17 protein-coding genes are annotated in these 23,872 nt (G+C 42.6%); 6 read left to right on the forward strand and 11 right to left on the reverse strand.

The genetic code is table 11. The features are described from left to right. Nucleotides 1-36 precede the first annotated feature (36 nt). Complete coding sequence (locus tag R8P61_16555; protein ID MDW3648680.1) at nucleotides 37-993, forward strand: glycosyltransferase family 2 protein; 957 nt, start codon at nucleotides 37-39, stop codon at nucleotides 991-993. A gap of 562 nt (nucleotides 994-1,555) precedes the next feature. Here R8P61_16555 and R8P61_16560 read toward each other — a convergent pair. Next, the gene (locus tag R8P61_16560; protein MDW3648681.1) at nucleotides 1,556-4,648 is read right to left on the reverse strand and encodes a hypothetical protein; all 3,093 of its coding nucleotides are present in this window, start codon (nucleotides 4,646-4,648) and stop codon (nucleotides 1,556-1,558) included. Between the two features lie 153 nt (nucleotides 4,649-4,801). Here R8P61_16560 and R8P61_16565 point away from each other — a divergent pair, with 153 nt between their 5' ends. Then, a complete protein-coding gene (locus R8P61_16565; GenBank protein ID MDW3648682.1) occupies nucleotides 4,802-5,617 on the forward strand; it encodes a DUF4349 domain-containing protein in 816 nt (271 codons plus the stop codon). 24 nt (nucleotides 5,618-5,641) lie between these two features. Beyond that, nucleotides 5,642-6,343: a hypothetical protein gene (locus R8P61_16570; protein ID MDW3648683.1), complete on the forward strand. Its 702-nt coding sequence runs from the start codon at nucleotides 5,642-5,644 to the stop codon at nucleotides 6,341-6,343. Between the two features lie 482 nt (nucleotides 6,344-6,825). Here the strand turns inward: R8P61_16570 and R8P61_16575 are convergent, their stop codons facing one another. Continuing rightward, nucleotides 6,826-9,606 carry a 7TM diverse intracellular signaling domain-containing protein gene (locus R8P61_16575; protein MDW3648684.1) on the reverse strand — a complete coding sequence of 927 codons (2,781 nt, stop codon included), beginning with the start codon at nucleotides 9,604-9,606 and terminating at the stop codon, nucleotides 6,826-6,828. Between the two features lie 237 nt (nucleotides 9,607-9,843). Here R8P61_16575 and R8P61_16580 point away from each other — a divergent pair, with 237 nt between their 5' ends. Further along, the gene (locus R8P61_16580; protein ID MDW3648685.1) at nucleotides 9,844-10,065 is read left to right on the forward strand and encodes a hypothetical protein; all 222 of its coding nucleotides are present in this window, start codon (nucleotides 9,844-9,846) and stop codon (nucleotides 10,063-10,065) included. Here R8P61_16580 and R8P61_16585 read toward each other — a convergent pair. From R8P61_16585 to R8P61_16605, 5 genes are all read right to left on the reverse strand, one after another. Continuing rightward, nucleotides 10,051-10,698 carry a hemolysin III family protein gene (locus R8P61_16585; protein ID MDW3648686.1) on the reverse strand — a complete coding sequence of 216 codons (648 nt, stop codon included), beginning with the start codon at nucleotides 10,696-10,698 and terminating at the stop codon, nucleotides 10,051-10,053. The genes R8P61_16580 and R8P61_16585 overlap by 15 nt on opposite strands. A gap of 22 nt (nucleotides 10,699-10,720) precedes the next feature. Then, nucleotides 10,721-11,581 carry a 4-hydroxy-3-methylbut-2-enyl diphosphate reductase gene (locus tag R8P61_16590; GenBank protein MDW3648687.1) on the reverse strand — a complete coding sequence of 287 codons (861 nt, stop codon included), beginning with the start codon at nucleotides 11,579-11,581 and terminating at the stop codon, nucleotides 10,721-10,723. A 12-nt stretch (nucleotides 11,582-11,593) separates the two neighbouring features. Then, nucleotides 11,594-12,295: a (d)CMP kinase gene (cmk, locus tag R8P61_16595; GenBank protein ID MDW3648688.1), complete on the reverse strand. Its 702-nt coding sequence runs from the start codon at nucleotides 12,293-12,295 to the stop codon at nucleotides 11,594-11,596. A 9-nt stretch (nucleotides 12,296-12,304) separates the two neighbouring features. Continuing rightward, on the reverse strand, nucleotides 12,305-12,691 hold the full coding sequence (gene queD, locus R8P61_16600) for a 6-carboxytetrahydropterin synthase QueD (protein ID MDW3648689.1): 387 nt from the start codon (nucleotides 12,689-12,691) through the stop codon (nucleotides 12,305-12,307). Nucleotides 12,692-12,915: 224 nt separating this feature from the next. Further along, entirely contained in the window at nucleotides 12,916-13,878 is a 963-nt protein-coding gene (locus R8P61_16605; GenBank protein ID MDW3648690.1) for a hypothetical protein, read from the reverse strand. 179 nt (nucleotides 13,879-14,057) lie between these two features. On the opposite strand from R8P61_16605, the gene thpR reads away from it, so the two are divergent. After that, nucleotides 14,058-14,603 carry an RNA 2',3'-cyclic phosphodiesterase gene (gene thpR, locus R8P61_16610; protein ID MDW3648691.1) on the forward strand — a complete coding sequence of 182 codons (546 nt, stop codon included), beginning with the start codon at nucleotides 14,058-14,060 and terminating at the stop codon, nucleotides 14,601-14,603. 16 nt (nucleotides 14,604-14,619) lie between these two features. On the opposite strand, the gene R8P61_16615 is transcribed toward thpR, so the two are convergent. Beyond that, the gene (locus R8P61_16615; GenBank protein MDW3648692.1) at nucleotides 14,620-15,303 is read right to left on the reverse strand and encodes a response regulator transcription factor; all 684 of its coding nucleotides are present in this window, start codon (nucleotides 15,301-15,303) and stop codon (nucleotides 14,620-14,622) included. A gap of 3 nt (nucleotides 15,304-15,306) precedes the next feature. Beyond that, a complete protein-coding gene (locus tag R8P61_16620; protein ID MDW3648693.1) occupies nucleotides 15,307-16,566 on the reverse strand; it encodes a HAMP domain-containing sensor histidine kinase in 1,260 nt (419 codons plus the stop codon). A gap of 169 nt (nucleotides 16,567-16,735) precedes the next feature. Here R8P61_16620 and R8P61_16625 point away from each other — a divergent pair, with 169 nt between their 5' ends. Then, nucleotides 16,736-17,182, forward strand: a complete 447-nt coding sequence (locus R8P61_16625; GenBank protein MDW3648694.1) for a DUF1573 domain-containing protein — start codon at nucleotides 16,736-16,738, stop codon at nucleotides 17,180-17,182. Nucleotides 17,183-17,194: 12 nt separating this feature from the next. Here R8P61_16625 and R8P61_16630 read toward each other — a convergent pair whose 3' ends face one another. Both R8P61_16630 and R8P61_16635 read right to left on the reverse strand, forming a co-directional pair. Next, nucleotides 17,195-20,800 (reverse strand): LamG-like jellyroll fold domain-containing protein, encoded by a 3,606-nt coding sequence (locus R8P61_16630; GenBank protein ID MDW3648695.1) that lies wholly within the window; start codon nucleotides 20,798-20,800, stop codon nucleotides 17,195-17,197. A gap of 159 nt (nucleotides 20,801-20,959) precedes the next feature. Beyond that, nucleotides 20,960-23,818 (reverse strand): TonB-dependent receptor, encoded by a 2,859-nt coding sequence (locus tag R8P61_16635; protein ID MDW3648696.1) that lies wholly within the window; start codon nucleotides 23,816-23,818, stop codon nucleotides 20,960-20,962. Nucleotides 23,819-23,872 lie beyond the last annotated feature (54 nt).

A 23,872-nucleotide genomic window follows, 5' to 3' on the forward strand; every position in this document is an offset into this window, starting at 1 on the left:
ATTTCCTAAATTTGCCGACCAATATCACCGAATGCTATGGATATTTCTGTTGTAGTGCCTTTATATAATGAAGATGAATCAATTCCAGAATTGATGGAATGGATTGATCGTATCATGAAGGAGAATAACTTCAGCTATGAAGTTTTGATGGTTGATGATGGGAGCAAGGATAAATCCTGGGAAGTTGTGCAGGGCATGACAGAGAAGTATCCACAATTGAAGGGGATTCGGTTTGGGCGAAATTATGGAAAGTCTGCGGCCCTTCATGTAGGCTTTCAGGCGACTCAGGGAGATGTGGTCATTACTATGGATGCAGATCTGCAGGATAGTCCAGATGAAATCCCGGGATTATATAAAATGATTGCTGAAGATGGTTTTGATCTGGTGTCCGGCTGGAAGAAGAAACGCTACGACCCTATTTCCAAAACCATTCCTTCCAAATTCTTCAACTTCATCACCCGCAAAGTTTCGGGCATCCATAATCTTCACGATTTCAATTGTGGTTTGAAGGCCTATCGCAGTGAGGTAGTAAAAGCCATAGAAATCTATGGAGAAATGCATCGGCAAATCCCACTCATTGCAAAATGGGCCGGATTTGAGAAGATAGGGGAAAAGGTAGTTGAGCACAGAGCCCGTAAATATGGAGTCTCTAAATTTGGCTTAAACCGATTTATCAACGGTTTCCTCGATCTTTTTACCATCGTATTTACGCAGAAGTACTTAAAAAAGCCCATGCACTTTTTCGGTACATGGGGCGTATTATTTGCTGTAATCGGAGGCTCTACCCTGGCCTATCTGGCTTTTATCAAATTGGCTCTGGGCGAAGGACTCGGGCATAGAATTCCCGCCCTTATGTTCGGCTCTGTTACAGTACTTCTAGGATTTATCCTGTTTAGTACGGGTCTCCTGGGCGAAATGATCAGTAGAACTGACCCCAATCGAAATTCCTATCGCATAGCTGAGACGGTAGGAGATATGGTCAAGGTTGAGTAGCCTCTCTAAACCCTTCCTGACCCCTTCCGCGCTATCCCCCTTTCCCTTTTTCATGAAAAGGGGAAACGACCCGCATGGCCAGAATTCTCAATGGCCTTGTGCGCATTTCCCTAAATCGCGCAATAAGGGAAATGGGGCCTGTCGCGAAAGGGTTCATCACAATCAAACCAAAGGTCATCTCGAAGCTTGACCTGCGCCATGATTGGAGGGCTGATAGATCATGTACATCAATTCTCTCAAAATACATGATTTCTCGGTACGCATTCCCTCACACCTCCAAGCCTCGAAATGACTTTTGTGGATTTCTGAACCCTTCCGCACTACCCCATATTCTTTACTACATTTAGGAATTCGAAAGGTCTTACTTTCAACAATTATATCAAGGACATTTACTTAAAAAAAGGCGTGCGGGAGTTGGAACGGCTGTGGGCGGACGGATATGCGAAGTGGCCTTGGTTTAGCCGTTCCGATTTTGCGCAACTTTTCTAAAAAGTTGCAAGAAAACCCATACTAATCATCAAAAATCATCCTTTTTAATTGTATTCGCCTAATGGGCATAATTTTATTCCCCTAACCAATCCAGCTCAATATCATCTACTTTCTTCTTGAAAACTTTCCAATCTACTTCAAAGAATTCCTTGATGGCTGCCATATGCGGCTCCATCTGCTTCTCCGCCTGATCAACAGCAGAAACTTGTGCAGGCGTTGAGGGGAAAAGCGTACTCTGAAGATTACGGATTACCCCCAACATGCCGTATTCCAGAATTTCTGGATTGCGGCTAAAGCCCTGAATATCTCTGGGGGGTAAAATCCCTTTCAGGATGGTTTTGATCTTCTTTTTGAGTTCCTGAGCCTCATCGTACAAGATTTCATGGGCATCATTGTCAACTTCTTTAAGTTTGGCGCTTACTTGATCCAGGCTTTTTTCAGCTGCCCGCAGGTGATCAACTTCAGCCGTAACAAAAGCGATATTTCCCAAATGCCTGTCCAGCAATTCGGCCTTCTCCACAAAATCATCCTGACTCATCGGCAATTTAGGATCGGCTTTTACCTGTACATCAATCGATTCGGATTGATCTCCTACGGTTATTGAAACCTTATAAGTACCGGGCACCACCTGTCTTCCGCTAGGGGGATCACTTCCTGCTTTGGCTTTTGGAGCAGATGGGAAGCGGATGCCATTGTTTTGTAAGTTCCAGGAAATGCGATTGAAACCTTTATGGATTTTTCGGCTGAAATTCCTAACCAGATTTCCCGCTTCATCAACTATTTCGATTTGGGCTTTGGCCTCTTTATTCTCCAACTCATTTATATAAAAACTCAGTAAGGCCCCCTGCACTCGATTTTCCGCTGCAAATACCGTCGCACCCGTACTTCGGTACCCATTCGGTTCTCCCATATGAGCCAGATAAGCATCCGGTGCCTGAAATACATGAAGCTTTTTATCCAGGATTTTTTTGGAGGCACTGATTTCGCGGAAAGGTCGAATATCATCCATAATAAAGGCAGAGCGTCCGAAGGTTCCGATGATCCAATCCCCTTCTCTGGGATGAATTTTCATATCCATCATAGAAGTAGTTGGCAATCCAGCTTCCCATTTTTGCCAGTTCTTTCCTTTATCCAAACTCACATAAGCGCCAAACTCAGTCCCGAGGAATAGCAAATCTTCCTCAACCGGATCAGGCGCAATAGAAAGGGCATAGCCCCAAACTTTATCTGTATCTACCAGATTGGTAAAGCTGTTTCCATAATTTTTGCTGTGAAAAACATAGGGATCCCAATCTCCTCTGCGATAATTATTGGCTACAACAAAGACTTCACCGGCGTTGTGAGGAGAGGCGACAATTTGACAAATCCAGGAACCCTCAGGCAAGCCCGGCAATTCCCCTGTCATATCTTCCCAGTTCTTTCCACCATTACGCGTTACATGCAATTTACCATCGTCACTACCTACCCAAATCAAGCCTTGCTGCAAGGGGCTAGGTTCAACCGTGATAATAGTTGTGAAGTTTTCCGCACCACTATTATCGAGAGAAAGACCACCAGTAGTCAATTGTTGTTGTTTTTCAGGATCATTGGTGGTGAGGTCAGGTGAAATGCTTTCCCAAGAAGCACCTCTATCCATGGTTTTTAGCAAATATTGGCTACCATAATAAATTGTATTTTCTTCGAAAGGATCCAGAGCTATAGCAGCATTCCAATTAAAGCGGAGTTTGCGGCCATCAGCAAGGACAGGTTTGAGACTCCTCAAAGCCCCTGTCTCCAAATCATATTGCAGCAAGCTCCCTCCCTGCAACATAGAATAGCCATAACGAGCATCCTGCGGATCAGGAATGGCATCAAAGCCATCTCCATAACCTATGCGATTCCAATATAAATTTCGAATGCCTTTCCTGCGCCAAACCTGAGAAGGACCTCGCCAGGTTCCATTGTCCTGCATGCCTCCATATACATGATAGGGAGTCTCCATATCATAATTAATATGATAAAACTGCCCGAGGGGCAGGGTTTCCGGGAACATCCAGGTCTTTCCTCTATCCCGTGAAACAGCCATTCCTCCATCATTTCCTAATAAGAGAAATGAAGGATCATCCGGATGACTCCACCAGGCGTGATTATCTCCATGTAGTTCATTGGGATTCACAAACTGACGAAAAGTTTTTCCTCCATCCTCACTTACCGACACCCGACTATATAAATTGTAGATGCGGTTTTCATTTTTGGTATCAACAAAGATATCGGCATAATAAAAAGGTCTGCCTCCTACATTCTTATCTGTTTGTTTTTTAAAGGTATGCCCTCCATCCTCGGAGCGATAGAAGGCAGTCTTTTTCGCTTCGATCAAAGCATATACGATATTGGGATTACTCGGGGCGATAGCCAATCCCATACGACCCAACTCACCTTCCGGAAGACCATCAGCAGGCGTTCTTTGGGTCCAGTTTTCCCCTCCATCATAAGAAATATACATTCCTGAGCCTTCTCCTCCTGATTTGAAATACCAGGGCCAGCGTCTATGCTCCCACATGCCTACGATAAGCTTATTGGGGTTTTGCGGATCGACTACCATATCTCCTACGCCCGTCCTTTCATTTACATAAAGTACCTTTCTCCAGTTCTTTCCTCCATCCGTACTCTTAAAAACTCCTCTTTCTTCATGATCGTCCCAGGGATTTCCGATAGCACCGACCCAAATGGTATTGGGATCATCTCTGTGCAAAATGACTCGATGAATATTACGGGTTTCTCCTAATCCCATATGTTCCCAGCTCTTTCCACCATCAATGCTTCGAAAAACCCCATATCCATGAGAAAGACTATTTCTGGGATTTCCTTCTCCAGTTCCCACCCAGATTTCATTGGGATTGTTCTGATTCAGGGCAATGGCACCTATGGATGCTGCTTTCTCCTGTTCGAAAATGGGAGTGTAACTGATGCCACCATTATCCGAGCGCCAAACACCTCCCGTAGCTGTCCCAACAAAAATAATATCGGGATCACTTATTACGACATCAAATGCCGTAACCCTGCCACTCATTCCGGCGGGGCCTATATTTCGGGCTCTAAGGTCTTTGAATAATTCAGGATCTAATTCCTGAGCGGAAAGGGGAAAAAGCATCCCCAGCATGCTGAGTAGTATTAATAGTTTCTTCACGTGTTTTAGCGTTAAGGTCAGGAATTCAAATTCCGGAGAAATAGTGAAAGCTACAAGTAGCTGGAAGATAATAGGCCATTGTTTATGGAATATTGAATAGGCTCTGCTCTTTGAGGTATACAACACATATTAAACAAGCATAAAATCAGCTTCATGAAAATCACCACCTATTTGTCCCTGATCCTTCTTTTGCTTTTCTCTTGTCAGGAATATTCAAATGAACAGTTGGAATCCTATACTGCTTTTGAGCAATACGATCAAAATGACCGTTCCGATTTACGAGAAAAGGCTGGAGATGAAGCCCCCGAAGAAATGCCGAGAAAGTTGATCCGCAAAGGTGAAGTCAGTTTTACGGTAAATCACCTTGATAGTGCTTATGTCCGAATTGCCCATTTGATCAGGGAGCAAGGAGCTATCATTTCTAATGAGACCTTGAGATCACATAACAACTATAGAGCTTATGAAATTACGGTCAGGGTAAAGCCAGAAAATTTTGACCTCCTGCTTGATAAAATTCTGGATGGAAGTGAAGAAGTAACAAATAGATCTGTCAATACGAAAGACGTAAGCCAGCGCTACTATGATCTGGAAAGCCGACTAAAGAGTAAGAGAGCTATGGAAAGCAGGTATCTACAATTGCTTACAAAGGCAGATAAAATTGAGGACATGCTAAAAATTGAGGCACAAGCGGCTCAACTTCGGGAAGATATCGAGGCTATGGAAACCCGCTTTCGTTTACTCAAAAACCAGATCGGATTAAGTAGCCTTCAGCTTTATTTTACTGAAACGGAGGCCATGCAAAAACCAAGTCTACTTCAAAAAGCAGGCTCCAACTTTGGTCAGGGCTGGAATGGCTTTATGAATAGCTTGATTGCCCTAATCAATATCTGGCCTTTGCTTCTCTTACTTGGAGCCTTATTTATTAGCCTAAAACGATATAGAAGCCGTAGGAGAAATGAAGAAATTTAAGCGATCTATTTGTAATTTTAGGGGGTGAGCGAAAATCCCCATATAGAAGAACTTAGTTTTGAAGAAAGTATAGAATTCCTCTTCTCTTTACGGGAAGGGGAATTCCCGTATAGGATAGAAGCAGAAAGAGATCGACATCGTCTGTATGCGATAGATGAAGCGCGCAATACCTTATGGGAATTTCGTTTACCGCTTCCTCTGGCCGCCCTCCCGACCGAAAGAACAGAATGGAGAAGCTACCTTCATGAATTAGAAGAGGAGATTCCTAACTATGTGTTGGTCCTCGTGCAGTTGGGGGCTGCTGCTTTGGGTTATTTTGAAGATGGAGAAGTTTACATTCACAAAACCATCAAGAAATATATGAAGCGGCATAAGCGAGGAAAGGCCCAAATCAGTTACCTCAATACCCGGGGCAAATCCAAAGCAGGTTCCCGTATCCGTCTGGCGAATACGATCCGCTTTTTCGAGGAGATCAATGAGAAGTTGGTAGAATGGTCCGAAGACTTCGAACTGGAAAGAATCTGCTTTAGTGGGACAGCACAAGTCTGGGGGCTATTGTTCCAAAGCAGCCCACTTCCTCCTTTTGAGAAGAAAGATGAGCGTTTGGTAAAAGTTCCTATGGATGTGAAGGTTCCTTCCTTTGAGGAGATGATGAGAGTCTCTGACTTTATAAAAAAGGGAAGACTCTCCGTTCATCAACTTAATTATCATCCTCTTGAGCATTAGGGAATCAAATAGGGTAGGCTTTGTGTAAATCAATGGTTGTTACTGTAGGAACATTCAGACGTAATAAAAATTAAAATCCCCGGCACCTAAGGCCGCTTTTCCCTAACAAAAAGCCATGGTACCGGAGATAACAGTCGTCTACATAAAAGAAATAGTGCATGTGCAATATATTTTTCTCTTGGGCCCAAGTACTAACACAAATGTTTCTAAGTATTAAATAAGGACAAAAGTCATCCTCACCTCTTGGATACCCAGGTTGTTTTCATAGTATAGATTCAAGACTGAGCTTTAATTTTCGTCAATGTGTTTCGATGCTCGTTTGAATGTTTAGAGAGTTAATATGCACAACATACACTATCCCTTCAGAATCAATTCAAACTTATTACATTTTAGGAAAATGTGGGGAGTTGAAATGGGACAAGAATGGTATCTTTTGGGACATTTTGCGAAAAAAGCGCCCAAACTAAGCTTTTTAGGTCTATTTATTCCGCGGACCCATTTTTACGAAATTGTGTAGGACTTTTCCCAACCAGGTCCTTAAAGGCCTTTCGAAAGCTGGCGACCTCTTTATATCCAACTTCCAAAGCGATCTCTATTACCTGCATATTGGTATTCATTAAGAGGTCCTTTGCTATGTTGATTTTATTATTTCGAATAAGTTCGCCTGGGGCGACCTCAAAGATCTCCTTGATCTTCCGGGTCAGTTGTCGTCTCTCATAATTGGCATCCTCAGCCAATACAGAAACCCCATAGTCTGTATTCTTGAGATTGAGATCAAGACTTTCTCGAACTTTATTTATGAACTCCTGGTCATGTGCAGAGAAGACTTTATCAGCTTCAACTTGTTTCTTAGTTTCTCCATTTGATGAAGAAGTATTTGTAAGGAATTCCTTCAAATATTTTTCCTTCAGCTCTCTCCGCTGGTGAATCATTTGGTGTATGCGCGTTTTGAGAAAGTCTGGATGGAAGGGTTTCAGCAAGAAGGCATCTGCACCCATCTGATATCCATTCAACTGCACTTCGTCTTCGGGTTCTCCTGAAAGAAGCAAAACTGGAATATGCCCCATTGTTGGAGATTTTTTTATACGAGTGGAGAGATCAAAACCTGTTAAACCGGGCATCTTGATATCTGAAACAATCAAATCCGGAAGGTGCTCTTCCGCCAATGCAAGGGCCTGCTCCCCATTTTCGGCCAGATACAGCTGGAAGTCCTTTTGTAATTCAAATGCGATAAAGTTTCTCAATTCCCGATCATTATCAACGATCAGGACAGAAGCCTTAGTTCCATCCTCACTTTTGGTCTGTTGAATAGGGGGTGCAGTCAGGGTCGTTTCAATAAATGACTTTTCTCCCTCTTCTTCATCAGACTCCTGCATCCACTCATGTGCTTTGATATGAGCCGTTCCCAGGGGCAAGCTTAGGGTAAAACTTGTAAATTCCCCTTGTTTTCCATCAATTTCCAATTTACCTCCCAGAATCTTAGATAATTCATAGGATACTGCCAGCCGTATACCTGTAAGGTTGCGATTTTCGACTTCTTCTGTCTGAAATTGATGAAAGCGGTTGAATACTTTTTTCAAGAGCTTTTCTGAAACTCCCTGGCCCGTATTCCAGACATTAATATGGAAATGTTGCTTATCTGTACTAATCCCGAGCCTGAGTTTGCCTTTATCATTTAGATCAATAAAGGCTCTTTTAATCAGGTTATCGAGAATCATAAATAGTTTTTCCCGATCTGTTGCAACTTCCAGTCCATCAGCCTCATTAAAGATTTCCAGCTCGAAACCTCTGTCTTTTGCCAGGGGTTGTACAAAGCGGAGAATTTCATCCAACAAATCTTTAAGTAGAAAGCGGCTGGCATTGACCTTCATCCGACCTTCATCTATTTTGGTCAGTTCCAGTAATTGATCTGTACTATCCTGCAGTCTTCCTGCATGGATCTGTATATTTTTCAGATAATAGGAATAGGCATCCCTATCTATGGGTGTTTTTTCTTTCAGGCTTTTCAGCATGGATTGGGTAGGTCCCAAAATGAGGGTAAGAGGAGCTCTACTTTGCAAGAAAAGGTATCTGAACAAACGAGATTTAATCTGGTCAGCTGCCTTGATTCGACTCTGCTCGAGATCATTCTTTCTTGTTCTCATAGCCAAAGCAAAAGAGAAACAAGCCAATTCGATCAAGGTAGATAACTGAAAAAAGTTGATCCGATCAAAATAACCTAGCAGGTGTGTTCCTTCAAAGCCAAGCAAAAAGAGGACGGCATTGAGCAAATTGCCAAAGGCAAGGAAGATCGAACCACAAATAAAATATCGGGCTGCTCTGTCTCCTTTTTTCATCACCAAAGGAGCTATCAGGAAGACAAAAAGAACACCAGGAGCTGTGATTAGGAAATTAAATCCAAGCACTCCGAAGATCTCATAGCTTACTCCTAAAATGAAGGTGCCTATAATCAGGTTGATAAATTGAATCCAAATCAAGGCTTGCACCCATTTGTCATATGCAGGTTTAAGCTTCTTGAGATTGGTCATTTCCTTAAGGAGCAACAAATAGAATATGACAATTCCATTGTCAGCAAGGTTTCTGATATTCGGACGGTAATTGGGTATCTCATCCAGAATAAACTCAGAGATCAAGCCATTATAATCCAGGCTATGCAGGATCAGGCAGACCATATACAGGGAATAGTAAAGGTAAATGGGTTCTTTACTGCCCAAAAATATGATCAAATGGTAAATAAAGAGAACCAGGATGATGCCCAAAAAGAGAGAATGAAAAATAACCCGAATAGGACCATGCAGATCCAGGTCCATGGACAGGGGCCTCACGATCAGGCTTGAACGAACATCCAAATCGGTAAATTGCAGAGCTGTGATTTCCAGGTAGGTCTCTTCATTGGGGGGAAGTTTGACCCTCAATTGGTTTTGCAAGCCCATTCGCTGGTCTATGCAATTATCATAGAAGATAATAGCTTTGGGAGCTTTCCAGGAGTCAGGAATAAAATGGCCAGACAACAGCTTTTCTTTTTTCCCCTCACTAATTTGATAGTAGCCCCAGATTTTATCCCAATTACCGGGAAGGATAATAAAACTGGCAGAATCTGAGTATTCGCTTTTAAGATTTAAGATTAGCTTTACTTCTTTTCCTCTCTGCGGTTTGAACCATTGATCATTTAACTGGCTCTGGAGGTCAATTACTTGATTTGCAGGGCTTAAAACTACCGATACGTGTATAGGGTCCCCTTTTGCAGTATTGGTAATGCACATGCACAGCAAAAAGGCACAAACGTTTAGCAAGACACTTATTTGTAGCCGTATCCTCACGTAGACAGACCTAAGTTGAATTACGAGTTAAGAAAATTTAAACAGAAATTGAAATAATGATGAGGTAAGGGCAAAAAAACAACCGGCATCCGCTACGATGCCGGTCTATTCCTTTGTTAACTTATATTCTGATCTGCCGAGGCAGCTCCACCTAGCCAACGAAGGTAAAAAAGCTAAAAAATGTCTCCCTACCTTCGGGGAGCATTAATGGTGAAGAATTTTGTTAAACTACAATTGGAACAAAGCATTTTCTACCTCCTTTCTTTAAGTGAAACAAAACAGCAAGCTTCGTCTTTGGTCGATTCCTCCGACTACTTTCATGCTGGCGGTGAAGATTATCACCTCGCTGTATTAAAGATAAGTATCTCCCCTCGACTTGCCAAACAATCAGGCAGTTTTTGACAAGAAATCCATGGAGTATAAAATGGCGATGTAGTGGCTGACTGTTCCTGTCAGGACGAAGAGGTGCCAGATGGCGTGGCTAAAGCGTAAATTCTTCCAAAGGTAGAAGATGACTCCCAGGGTATAGGCCCCTCCCCCAATAGCTACCCAGAGGATTCCTTCAAAGGACATCGCAGAGAATATGGGCTTCGCAATGAAGACTATGGTCCAGCCCATCATGAGGTAAATGATCGTAGAAAGAATATTGAACCTACCCGTAAAGAAGATTTTAAGTATGCTTCCCAGCAGGGCACAAGTCCATAGAAGAATCAGGAATAAATAGCCGCTTTCCCCATTCATAAAAAAGAAGATAAAGGGCGTATAACTTCCTGCGATCAGAAAATATATGGCGATGTGATCCAGAATTCTCAAAACGGGCTTCACTTCCGGATGCTGTATGCTATGGTAAAGAGTGGAAAAAAGATAAAGCATTAATAAACTCACGCTAAATATGCTTACCCCCCACAAATGAAGGACATTGTCGTGGTTGATCGCATAGCTGATCAGGACGGGTACACCGATAATTCCCAATATCACTCCCAATCCATGGGTAAGGCTATTGGCCAGCTCTTCTTTGAGATTAAAACTTTGCATGAGTTATAGGATAAGCCTCCAATCAGGCAGGCAAACTTTCTGTTTGCTGTTTGTTGATAAAATCAGCCACTTCTTCCATAAGCCACATGGGAGTTGAGGTAGCTCCACAAATGCCTATGCTCTTCTTTCCCCTGATCCAGTCCAGGTCCAGTTCTTCTACTCCGGAAATGAAGTAGCTCTCAGGATTAACGGATTTACAGGTTTGGTAAAGGGCTTTCCCATTGGAGCTCTTTTTTCCAGAAACAAAAATGATGACTTCATGCTTATCTGAAAACTTCTGCAATTCAGGTTCGCGATTGCTCACCTGCCGACAAATGGTATCGTTGAATTTGAAGTCCTCAAATTTGTCGTTCATTTTCTCCCGAATATTATAGAGAAGCTTGGTTCCCTTGGTAGTTTGAGAGAAAAGAGAAACAGGTTTATCTATTTGCAGTTTTTCTGCTTCTTCTTCAGATGAAATTACGATGGCTTCTTGCTGGGTTTGTCCTACCAAACCATTTACCTCTGCATGTCCTTTTTTACCCAGAATCACGATTTGCCGATCTTCATCATATGCATTACGGATACGATTCTGCAACTTTAACACTACTGGACAGGAAGCATCTATCAATTCAAGATTGTTTTCGAGGGCAGTGAGGTAGGTTTCGGGAGGCTCCCCATGCGCCCTGATCAATATCGTCGCATTTTTGAGTTCTTTCAATTCATCATGACTGATGATCTCAAGTCCCAACTCCTGCAAACGTTCTACTTCTTTGTCATTATGCACGATATCCCCCAGGCAATACAATTGCCCATGTTCTTTCAGGTGATCTTCAGCCATTTCGATGGCATAAACTACGCCAAAACAGAAACCAGAATTCGAATCGATTTCAACTTGAAGCATATTATTGGGGTTTCAATTCTCGACCTTATTTATTTCTATCATTCTCCCTTTCGCAAGTTTACATACTTTTTCTACTTGCTCAGGAATACTCATATCGGTAGTATCTATTACGATAGCATCCGCAGCCTGTTTCAAAGGACTTTGTTCGCGGGTAGTATCAATTCTGTCTCTTTCCTTGAGATTTTCAACGACCTCCTCCAGACTGATTTCAATTCCTCTTTCTTCCAACTCCTGTAAGCGCCTTTGGGCTCGCACCTCAACATCAGCTTTCATAAAGATTTTTAGCTCTGCCTGAGGAAAGACAACCGTCCCGATATCTCTTCCATCCATCACAATTCCTCCTTGAGAACCAATCATTCTTTGTTGGCGGACCATCTCTTTACGGACCAATGGATGAACACTCACCTGACTCACATTGTCATTTACTTCCGGAGTCCTGAGTACATCTTCTACATGAACACCATTTAAATACGTTTGAGCTACTTTATGTTCTCCTTCTACTCTCAATTCTATTCTCATTTGCTCCAGGGCCTTCTCCAATTTCTCATTCTCTGAATCAAAAGGAATATCATTTCGGAGGAAATACAAGGTCGTAGCCCTATACATAGCTCCCGTCGTGATGTAGATGTAGTCCAGCTTTTCAGCTACCAGTTGTGCAGTTGTACTCTTCCCACATCCTGCATAACCGTCAATCGCAATGATAATTTTTTTCACGCAGACAAGTTAATCAATTTTTTCCCTGAACTCACATTTGGCAGTACAGGTTTCATGGACAATTATACTATACAAACCCGCCAACTTTGGCTTTAGGGTAAAGTACAGCCATTTGGCGAGATTTTCTGAGGTAGGATTTTTAAGTAGATCAATGCCTTCCCTTTCTCCTACCTCATTGAGGCACCAGTGATCCAACATTTCGATATAAGGCTTGACAAGCTTCTTTATATCCCCAAAATCAATCAAAATCCCTGTATCAGGATCAATTTCCCCTGCCACATTTACCACTACCACAAAGCTGTGACCATGCAGTCTTCTGCATTTATGCCCTTCTGGCATTTTGGGTAAATAATGAGCGGCTTCAAATCTGAACTTTTTGCTTATTACTACTGGCATATAATTCGCCTTTCCTGCAAAACAACTGCGAATTATTTAGATAAGCAAGGGGGGAGAGGTGTTCTGGTGTTCTGGTGTTATTGTTGGGGGAAGGGTGCGGGTATTAGGGTATTAGGGTATTAGGGTATTCTCCTCTTAGGCTAATAAAATCCAAAGAGTATCAGTGCTAATCCTATAAGACTAACACTTGAACACAAGAACACCTGAACACGAGCACACTATCCTTACCTCCTCCTAAAGCTTTTACAAACTTCCCGAAAGGCACTGAGGTGATAGATTTCATCATCTGGGGCGTAGGCACGAATTTCGAAATGAGACTCTTTATCGAAAAGTACTACATGATAGGCGAGTTTTTGCTGATCTTCAATTTGCCGATTTCTTTCTATGGCCCAGGTTTCCAGGCCTTGCATTCCATCGATAAAAACCTCTTGCACTTCAATCGCTTCATAGGTACTGAAAAAGGTGTCAGGAAATACGGCTCGTTCTGGCCAGGATTTGGGATCGGAATTCCAATGGTTTTCTGAAACCAGTAATCTGTGTTGGTTTCCTTTACCGCTTAGGGCCTCCCCTCCTTTGGTAAAAATCAGGCTGATACTATTTCCTTCTTCTTTGACCAGGGTTTTGGTTTGGGCCAATTCCAGCTCCATAGGTTGGCAATTGATCTCAAAGGAAGCCAGGGTATGTTTACTCATTTTCAGGCGATCACTCGGATCATAAGTAAGGCCCAACATGCATTCCTCAATCTCTTTGCCCAATTCTTTTTCTCGGAAAGAAGGATAACTGGCAATTACCAACACCAAATAACGCTCATCTCCCAAAGCAAGGAGGTTACTGATCATTTGCTCATTCTGATCCGGAACAAGACTGGGTACGCTATAAGAAAATTTCAATATGCGTGCCTGGAAGCCGGAAACTTCTACTTCTTTAGAGGAAATCAGCTTTTGACCGGGCGCCAGCATGCCTTCACTAAATTGGGCTCCATTCTGCTTGAATGATTGCCCTCTTAGCTCTTTTACCCGTATTTGACTTTGCTTGCGAATGGCCTCTATACCAGGATAGCCCATGGCCAGTTGAAAGTCCACAGGAATTTTCAGGTACATGTGTGTACCCGGTATATGAGTATATGCCCGATGGGTGGATGAACGAAGGGGTAAATGCGGTTTTTGAGTTGGCACTAGTACCTGCATGTTGAATAACTTAAAGGTAACGATTGCTAATGAAAAAATATTATTTGCAAATAAATTTAGTTAAAATATTCCATTATGCAAATAATTATTGCAATAATGTTAATATTTTTGGCAATAGACTTCGTGTTTAGGTGAGTATTCCCGTGAAAGGGCGTATATTGATTCTCTTTCAGATATATATGACAAGATTGTTTTTAGGGATACCGATAAGTCCTTCCATAAAAGAGGAGCTTTTGCATTTTAAAGAAGCTCAAACTGCCTATACGGGAGTAAAATGGACAGCGGAAGAAAAGCTCCACATTACGGCATATTTTTTTGCAGAAGTGGCGGAAGAAATGTTAGAAAATCTAAAGTCGCTCCTTTACATTGCCCTAAAGGATCAATCTTCCTTTGACCTTGAATTTGAAAAATATGAGCTTGCTCCTCCCCGCCAAGCCGCACGCATGATCTGGGCTCGTTTCAAAAAGTCTGAGCGCTTCATTTCCCTCCATGAAGAGGTACATGCCCTGTACAGCCAAATTGAAAAACCCATTCAAAGAAGGAAGAAACCGATTCCCCATATTACCCTTGCCCGTCTAAAGGATCAGGCTCCCAGAGAAAGGGAGGATTATACTTGGAAATATAGCTGTAAAGATTTGAGCGTAGATAAGCTTATTTTATGGCAAAGCAGTTTGCAGCCAGAAGGAAGTATATACGAAGCTTTAGAAGAATATACCCTCAGCTAAAGAGAAAATGCTCGCATCAAGGGCATTTAAAACGAAATCCAATGCCATGCACATTTTCAATGGATAGTCGTTCATCAGCTTTCAGGTATTTTCTCAGTTTGGAGATAAATACATCCATACTGCGCCCCAGAAAATAATCATCTTCTCCCCAAACTCCTTCCAGTATCTCCGCTCGCTTCAGGACTTGATTTTTTCTATTGTACAGAAACTTTAATACTTCTGCCTCTCTTTGGGTCAATCGCTGCTGTTCTCCCGCATGGCTCAGGTGCAGATTATCAAAATCGAAATCATAAGCACCTAATTTCAAGGAGCCAGGTCTGGGTAGGACTTGATGTTTGCTACGCCTCAAAAAAACCCGTATCCGCAGGATCAACTCTTCAATGCTGTAAGGCTTGGTTATATAATCATCTCCTCCCGTTTCAAAGCCCTTGATTCGATCCTCCTTTAATGATTTTGCTGTTAAAAAGATGATGGGTATTTGCTGGTCCATCTTCCTGATTTCTTCTGCTATGCTAAACCCATCCAATTCGGAAAGCATGACATCCAGCAGACAAAGATCAAAACTTTCTGCTTGAAAGCTTTCCAGTCCCATTTTCCCATTTTCACAATGACAAATCTCAAAGCCTGCCTGCTCAAGATTGTCTCGGGTTACAAAGGCCAGGCTTCGATCATCTTCCACATAGAGAATTTTTGCAGACATAGGTTAGCTGAATTGAATATTGATTCGGGTGCCTTTTCCTTCTTCACTTCCCAACTGGATTTTCCATCCATGAGCATCACAGATTTGTTTCACATAATATAAGCCCAGCCCAAATCCTTTTACATTATGTACATCACCAGTTGGAATACGGAAGAAGCGATCGAATACATGTTTTTGATATTCTTTGGGAATGCCCACTCCCTGATCACGTATTTCCAAGACTGGCCCTTTTGACTCATCTCGACTGCTTATTTCTATGTGGGGAGCCTTTGAACTATACTTTATGGAATTGTCAATGAGGTTGAAGAGGATGTTTTGCAGGTGTAATTGATCTGCTTGAACCTTGTCCTCAGTAGCCTGTAAATCGAGCATGATTTTTCCCGATTTATCTTCCACTTTAGCACTAAAACTATCTTTGAGGGTATGGATTAACTGATGCAGGGGCACCCTTTCCAGATTTAGTTGAAGATTATTCTTTCCAACTTCAGCGATCTGTAAAAGTTTTTCGACCTGTTGATTGAGTCTTTCGTTCTGGTCTTGAATAATCGAAGCATAATTGAGCAGACGAGGATCTTGCTGGACCTGAGCATCATCCAGAAAGACCTGGTTGCTGATTTTTATCGTGGAAATAGGCGTTTTAAACTCATGGGTCATATTATTGATAAAATCTGTCTGAAAGCGAGCAAGACGATTTTGCCTTCGAATAATAAAGATGGCCAGGATAAAGAATACGATTGTCATGAGCAGAAGCAGGGTAAAAAGAATGCTCATATCCATAGAACTCAAGATAAAGCCTCCTCTACTCGGAAATCTCACGCCAAAATAATAGATCATATCTCCCTGAGCAGCTGTGAGATTCAGGATATCACTTTCCAGTCCGTCATAGCTGATGGAATTGCAATACAGCATCTCATCGCTGGAGCAGTCATATACATAGTAATCAAAGTTTTCCTGCAATAAAGCGGATTCGAGGTGATAGCGCAGCGCCACCTCCAGATCACTGGCATCAAAAGCATGATCGATATTGACGAGGTAGTAGTCTGTAGAGATTTGTTGTACCAAATTCTGTCTTGTTGGCAGGGGAATGTTGGCAAGGCCTGCCAGATTATTGGCCACGCGAAAAAGCGAGGCTCGCACTTTCTGATCAAATTCAGCTTCTCGCAAAGACCATGTTCTATATAGCCAATAGGTTTGTATGCTCAGGATGCCGAGAATAGCAACCGAGCCCAGTACAATTAACCATTTGATTAAGCTTCCTTTCAAGCTGATTTCTTTCCCCTAAGATAGTACAGAATCTGATTGAGAATCGAGACATTAACAACTCATTAACAAACAATAGGAACTGCTTAACAAGCTCGTATTGTCTTCTGAATTAGTTTTGAGGAAATGATGATCATCAATTCATTCAACTAAAAAATCATAAAAAGAAATCATGAGAAATCTAATCTTTGGAAGCATTTTACTTCTATCCCTTGTTTGCCTTGCATGGATTCCCCGCAATACTGAGTTCACAGCAGAAGTTGAAAACAAAAAAGTACTCAAAGCCTCTTTGGTAATTGGAGAGGATGCTGCGATCAGCTGGAACAAAATGGAACATGACTTTGGGGCAATTCCTCAAAACGTACCCGTATCTTATGAATTTGAGATTACCAATACCGGGGATCAGGCAGTAAAAATCCTGGATGTAAAAACTTCTTGTGGATGTACAGCAGCCGGATACAGCAAAGACGCTATCGAAGCTGGAAGCTCCACCTATCTTACTGCTAACTACAATGCAAAAAGCGCAGGCCTATTCAGCAAGTACATCAAAGTTTATACAGATGTTCAGGAAGAGCCTTTCAAGCTTCAAATCAAAGGAGAAGTAGAAGTAGCTAAGTAATGCCTGACGGGATCATTGTTTGATCCAGGTCCTGCTTACAGAGGCTCCGCCTTCTCTTAATCGCACAACATAGAAACCCAAGGGCCAGTTTGTGGTGGATACTTGTATCTCCTGCAAGCTGGCATAACTTTTCACCTCCTGTTCATAAATTTTTCGTCCCTGGAAATCATAGACTTCCAAGAGCAAATGAGCAGCTTTCGCAGTCTCCAATTCAATATTTAGTTGTTCATTGCCGGGATTGGGGAAAAGCTTCCAGCCCAGGAGTTCTGAAGGCAAGTCCTCTACTGAGATGGTCATATCATCAGCAATCGACAGGCTAAAAAGGTCTCCATCATTGAATTGCACCCCTTTAAACTGAATTTTACTCCCTAGCAGCACACCATTATTTCTGACAATTGCATCAGAAAAGTCTTTGTCATTATCGATCAATAGTGAAAATTCGGATTCATCTGTCAAATCCAACCCTAGACCTGCCAGTTCAAATTCCACCCAAACCAATCCAGGATTACCCGTTCGGCTTACTCGCCAACTTCGGTTAAATCGCATGTTCTCTCCGCTTGGCACATTGGGATTTCGCTCGAGGGTCCCTCCATCATGCCCCCATACCAGGTACTCCTGTTCTCCCAGACCTGACGGATTGCTGATTCGCAAAATGGCAGAAGTATCTATGCTCATGCTATTATCCTGCAGTAGATGTTGCTGACTATCCTTTCCTATACCTGCAAGGGCTTTATCATGACTACTCTGAGTATAATAAAGGTGAGAGCTCACCGGAATTGTCAGTCCATATTTAACAGAGAGATAAGTTTCGATAGCATTACGGCTTTGCAAGTCCTGATCTTTGCCATAAACGATCAGTTCGGCAATCTGCCCGGTATACCAGGCCGAATAGCGGCGATTTCTTGCTCCCACAAAATAAGGCCCCTCTCCCTGCAAGCCATCTCTTAGGGTGCGAGAGCTGTTTTCGATCCCATTCTCAAAAATCTGATATCCATCGGGAGAAGAAGAGACACTCATCATATTCCAATCGCTCGAAGGGGAAGTAGTATTGATCGATCCCGGTTCGAGTCCATAGACAGAGTAGTCTCGGCTATTGCCATTCACTTCCAATCTATAGCCAGATTCTTTGACGGTAAAAGGATTTCTCCAGTTAAGGCTATTGGCTGAGTTTAGAACGATATAATAATTGTGCTTGTCTGGTTTGAGGTATAATTCAGAAGAACCAATCATGAGGTTTCTGAAAATGGTGAAGTCAATGGCGGGATTTCCATTTATTTGATCCCATTCTCTGCGGGGTCCTTCATCAAAGGCCGTTGCAGAATTTCCATGCGGACTCAAATCTTCCCATATACTCAAGGAATTACTATTGGGTCCCAGTTCTGCCTGCAACCATAAGCTCAAGCCATCGTCAAGCCTTCCCGGAGCTTTAGGAATTGCTCCTTGTGGGACCTGCCCCAAAGTGAAATATTCACCATCTTCTAACCTCACTCCAGGAAATCCAATTTCATTTTCATTCAAATAAGATTGAGCATAAACCCTCGAATTTGAGAAGTTCCCATCCTCATCTACCAAAATCGCATAGGTATAGCCGGGATTGAGGCCCAATTCTTCCAGATCAAAACTTACAGCAACTTTCCCCAAATCTCCCGCATGACTCACTCGCCAGCTTCTTTGGATTCGACTGTTGACTCCCGGAGGAACACTCCCGCCAATGCCTAAGTCTCCATTATCATGTCCCCAAACCAGGTAATCTCCATCATCCAATCTACTAGGTCTGGAGATAGATACGATACTGCCGGAGCTAACATTTCGACTTTTGGTTTGGCTAAAGCCCATCAAGGCTCGTTCCTGACCAATTCCGGCCAATTGATTCGGGTGACTTGTATGATTATAAAAGCGATGTTGATTTACGGAAATATCGATTCCGAATTTCAAGGATAAATAAGTGAGAATGCTATTTCTTTCTGCATTATTCAGGTTGTTTTCGTATACCAAAACCTCTGCGATTTCCCCATTAAACCAGTCGCTATTATCAACTGATCTGGCGCCCATGAGTGTGCTATCTCCCGGATCAAGCCCGGTCAGGGGATTGAGGATAGCAACATTGGCACCATTTAAGAAAAGGCGATAATCTGTAGCATTAGAATTTGCACTCAGTATGCTCCATTGATTGACATCGACAGGAATTTGAGCTGTTTGTGATGGTTGGATTCCCGCTACCTGCCACATGCTTGACGAAGCCACTTCCAGTCTATATCCGTTTTCAGTGAAAGCAAAGGGGGTTGCAGCATCTGCAGGACTATTTCCTTTCAATACGATAAACCAGGCATGTCGATTTGCCCGCCCTGCAAGATCAAGGGCTTCTCCCACCAATCTTTCATTTGCAGCATTGAAATTGACGGATTCATTGAGGTTGATCTCTTCCAATTTTCGAGTAGGGCTTGTTCCGGATTTTGACAAATGATTTTGGCCTCCAGAGATATCAAACCAGTTTTCTACGGCTCTTGCATTGGGGCCAAAGTTTGCATTTGCCCAATAAATAAGTCCCCGTTCAACTCTTCCCGGTGCTACGCGAGGAGGTTCGTCTGTTCCACATAAGCGAATATCATCTATAAATATGCTATATGGATTTGTCAGATATGCATTTTTGGCAATAAAGCGGATATAGGCCTCTGTTGCACTCACATTGGCCCGGAAAGTCATGCTGTACTTTCGCCAGACAGTATCTAAAATAAAAAATTGAGTACCTAATTCCTCGTAGGGAGTTCGCCGATTGACCAGAGCCTCTATCCTTGCACTATCGACATCACTCTTCATCCAGCAAGTCAGGGTATAGTAGGAAGCACTATCAACAGGAAACATAGCCCGAGTAGCAGTAGTCATAAATGCGCCTGCCCCTCCAAAGTAATTGACCTTCAATTCCGCACAAAAACGCCTGTCGTATACATTTTCATTCTCTAGAAAAAGAAAGGATGAACCGGGATCTCCGCCATCATAATGCGACCATACAGAAGAGAAGGCCAGACTTTCAAAGCTTCCCAAAATTGCCAGATTGCAACTATCAGAAACTTCTTTTTCACAGAGGGTAACAAAGTCCACAAAAAAGTCATAAGGTCCTCTTTGAGGAAAAAAACTGGGAGAAAACACGAGTACCGCATTAGGCCAATTTTCAGGTGCCTGAAATTCTACATTCACCTCCTGCCAAAAAGGAAGGGTAAAAACGGAATCCAATAAAACCGGGATAAAGCTAGAGTCTCTCAATATGCCGAAATAGACCCTACTGGTATCAGAAGATCGGGCAAAAAAGGAAAGTTCATAAAATTTGCCAGCGGTCAGGGAAAAAGTCTGGGGGCGATTGTTCATACTGGCCCCATTCCCATTTACTTCCAGTTTAGCAGCAAAGTTGCCAGAAATTACTGAACTATCTGTCTGGCTCAGGCCAGAAGGATTTCCATTTACCCCATCCGTAGAATTCCAGCCCAATTGGATATTGGCTTCTTCAAAGTCATGAAATTCAATTCGATTGCAAAGCTGAGCCTGCAAGGGAAGCTGAAAAATAGAAATCAGGATAATGGGGAGAAAAAATGTTTTCAGGAAATCTGTAGTTGTCCTATACATAGGCAGGATAAAGTGAAAAAATGATTGTATCAGTTACCCCCTCAAACCTAAGTAAGCCAATCTCTTTACAAGTGTCAAGTTCTTGTATGTTCGTTCAAAAAGTAACCCGCAAGGCAAAATCTGCCTTGCGGGTTTCATTATTTAGGTAGAATAATTCTATTATTCTTCTCCAAATGTATATCTCAGGGTAAGCAATGTTCTTCTACCCAACATTGGGAAGTTAGGGAAGGCACGGTAATTAGAATCAAAAAGGTTGGTAGCATTTACACTAACGAATAGTCCATTATCGAAAGCATATCCTACAGAAGCGTCAACCAGATTTCTCACATCCGTTTCTCCGGAGAACTGTCCAAAGTTGGCAAAGAAAGAATCATCATGCTGAAAAGCGAATGAACCATTGACGCCACTTCTTGGCGTGTAGTTCATACCAAAACGATATTTGTTTTTAGGCGTGTTGAGGTAAGCAGGGAACTGCAGACCATCATCATTATCGTTTCCAGGAATCCACTCATTTTGACTCAACCAGGAATAGTTGGCAAAAAAGCTCAGGTCATTGTTTACAAAATACTGTATTCCAATATCAGATCCCCAGTGGTCTCTCTTAGCGTCCGCAAATGAACGATAACCAGCTGTAACGTGGGTAATTCCATCTCCCTGAGGGATATTGTCAGATTCAACAGCACCGAAGATGCTCAATAAAGGTGCTATCGCAGTCTGGAATCCAGCACCCCCTTGTCCATAAGCACCGCCAATAATCGGAGCAAGTCCTGCTGCGGTAGCTGCGGCTTGCTCTGGAGTCTGTCCAGCATTTGTAAACAAGTCCACGAGGAAAGGAGTAATGCCTGTTGCAACTGCATTTGCAAGCGCATCCTGGATCTCTGTATCGCCTAAAACAAGGGCATAAGTAGGAGCTACTGCTGTAAATTGAGTAAATCCTTTCACACTCATGTTGTAAACGTCTACCGTTACAGCCAGCTTATCACCAAAGAATCCTTTGTATCCAAATTCAATCGCATCGATGATATTCAGACGTGCAGGTGCTGTAGGCACCAGTTCTGTCAGCGGCTGCTGCGTAAAGATATTATATCCAGCGAGTACACCCGTAACTCCTCCTGGAGCATTTGCGGGGTTTGACAAATAAGCAAGAATTTGATCGGTAAGAGGTTGACCAATTTGTGCCGCTAAACCAGGTCCAAGCGCAGCAAGGACATCTGCACTAACAGCTCCATAAGGAATCGCCAAAGGAAGTCCTGGGGTACCGAAAGGCAGGTCAGGAATACCTGGAACAGTAATGTCAATAACCGGATCGGTATAGGTATGAGGAGTTTTCTGTCCGTAGAGCCAGATGTCAAACAAACCAGGAACTGGTGAAGCAACCGGGAAGTCAATGTTTACCTGAAGACCAGAAGGCGGTCCGGTAGCGCGGTTGTAGGTCGCGCGGAAGGTATGCGTAGGAGCCGCTTTATACACCAAAGCAGCACGAGGCGCCCATGCACCATCGTCCAGGAAGTTGAAACGGTCATAACGACCTGCAAGTGTCAAATCAAGCTTATCACCCAAAGCGAATTTACCTTGTAGATATGCTCCATAAATCTGATAATCATCATCTTCCTCATTTCTTCCATATACCAGGTTTTCAGTACCATTGATCGCTTGACGATAATCCGCACCAGCAGTCCAGAATGCATTCAGGAATCCCGGAGTTTCAAAATTATACTGAACCTGAGCCTCTACTTGTTTACGGGCTACAGGAGTTCTTAAACCAGTTTGGTAAAGGAAAGTAGGATTCTCCTGACTTCCTCCATCATTGTCTACATAGAAAAACTGTCCAAAGAAACCTCCTTTTTGAACACGAGCCTGTCCCCAGAATTCAGTTGCCTGAGCAAGGCCTTCTCCTTGATTATTGTAGAATACAGAAGATGACTGATTATATCCACCAGAAGTGAAAATACTTAGATCTTCAGTAGGTCGAAATTCTAAAGTTGCATTTACGGCTGTATTGAACCAGTCATTTTGCATAGGATTGCCGTCTCCATCATCATCCAGTTCGGCCTCTGTCAATAAGGTGGTTAGTGGTTTTGTAACATCAACTACACCATTGGTGATTTGAGGCTGGGAAATGGTCGTCTGGAATTTGGCAATCTGATCGGCGTCTATTGTAGGATCCAGAATAAATTCATTTCCTCTCTTATAGTGCGCATTGATTTTGTATCCAAACTTCTTGCTGGCATTTCTACCTGCATGACGGATGGTACCTCCAAAGGTATTCAATTCCCCACCTATCAATTCGATGGTAGTTCCGGGAAAATCAATAGGGTTCTTGGTAATGAAGTGGATTACCCCTGTTACTACCCCAGGTCCATATAGGGCTGATCCAGGTCCTCTTACCACTTCTATTCTTTGAAGGTCAATATTGTTTATACCTTGAGCATCTGTCTGAAAGGTACCAATACCTGGCCCGATCAAACTTCTATAGTCCATAATTGGGAATGCCCCGGTACCGAAAAGACCCGCAGCACCACGCATCTCAATATTGATACGGTTGGCAGATTGTTGCTGAATCTGTACCCCTGGTACATTGACAAGGTTACGTGTTGCATCAATCTGTGGCGAAATCTTTAGATTCTCAGTATTAATCACCGAAATAGAAGCTGGAGCATCCTGTATTTTTTCAGGACGTCGAGATGCGGAAATAACCACCTCTTCACTAGAAGTAATGTCCTCAACCATCACGATGTTGAGCGTAGTAGAACTTTGTGTAATCTCAATACTCTGCGCCTTATACCCTATATAGGTAATATTGAGGGTAAGGGGAGGGCTATTATCGACACTCAAAGAAAAATTTCCCTGATCATCGGAATAGACACCTGAGGTAGTACCTTCGATTTGTAGCGAAGCACCAACCAATGGAGTACCATCTTCCGCAGTTGTCTTACCGGTAATTTTGGTCTGAGCCGAAAGATAGGAACATAGGGAGGTGAGGATGACAAGTAATAAAACGTGTCTGAGTTTCTGCATAATAGTAGTAGTAAAAAGTGATTTATTTAAATGTCTTCCCAGAAGGGAATATTT

The organism is Bacteroidia bacterium, from assembly GCA_033391075.1.
GTDB lineage: Bacteria > Bacteroidota > Bacteroidia > J057 > J057 > JAWPMV01.

Coding starts and splice junctions, on each gene's coding strand:
- R8P61_16555 (MDW3648680.1), top strand. CDS start 37: ATGGATATTTCTGTTGTAGTGCCTTTATATAATGAAGATGAATCAATT.
- R8P61_16565 (MDW3648682.1), top strand. CDS start 4,802: ATGAAAATCACCACCTATTTGTCCCTGATCCTTCTTTTGCTTTTCTCT.
- R8P61_16575 (MDW3648684.1), bottom strand. CDS start 9,606: ATGTGCATTACCAATACTGCAAAAGGGGACCCTATACACGTATCGGTA.
- R8P61_16580 (MDW3648685.1), top strand. CDS start 9,844: ATGTCTCCCTACCTTCGGGGAGCATTAATGGTGAAGAATTTTGTTAAA.
- R8P61_16585 (MDW3648686.1), bottom strand. CDS start 10,698: ATGCAAAGTTTTAATCTCAAAGAAGAGCTGGCCAATAGCCTTACCCAT.
- R8P61_16590 (MDW3648687.1), bottom strand. CDS start 11,581: ATGCTTCAAGTTGAAATCGATTCGAATTCTGGTTTCTGTTTTGGCGTA.
- queD (MDW3648689.1), bottom strand. CDS start 12,691: ATGCCAGTAGTAATAAGCAAAAAGTTCAGATTTGAAGCCGCTCATTAT.
- R8P61_16605 (MDW3648690.1), bottom strand. CDS start 13,878: ATGCAGGTACTAGTGCCAACTCAAAAACCGCATTTACCCCTTCGTTCA.
- thpR (MDW3648691.1), top strand. CDS start 14,058: ATGACAAGATTGTTTTTAGGGATACCGATAAGTCCTTCCATAAAAGAG.
- R8P61_16615 (MDW3648692.1), bottom strand. CDS start 15,303: ATGTCTGCAAAAATTCTCTATGTGGAAGATGATCGAAGCCTGGCCTTT.
- R8P61_16625 (MDW3648694.1), top strand. CDS start 16,736: ATGAGAAATCTAATCTTTGGAAGCATTTTACTTCTATCCCTTGTTTGC.
- R8P61_16630 (MDW3648695.1), bottom strand. CDS start 20,800: ATGTATAGGACAACTACAGATTTCCTGAAAACATTTTTTCTCCCCATT.
- R8P61_16635 (MDW3648696.1), bottom strand. CDS start 23,818: ATGCAGAAACTCAGACACGTTTTATTACTTGTCATCCTCACCTCCCTA.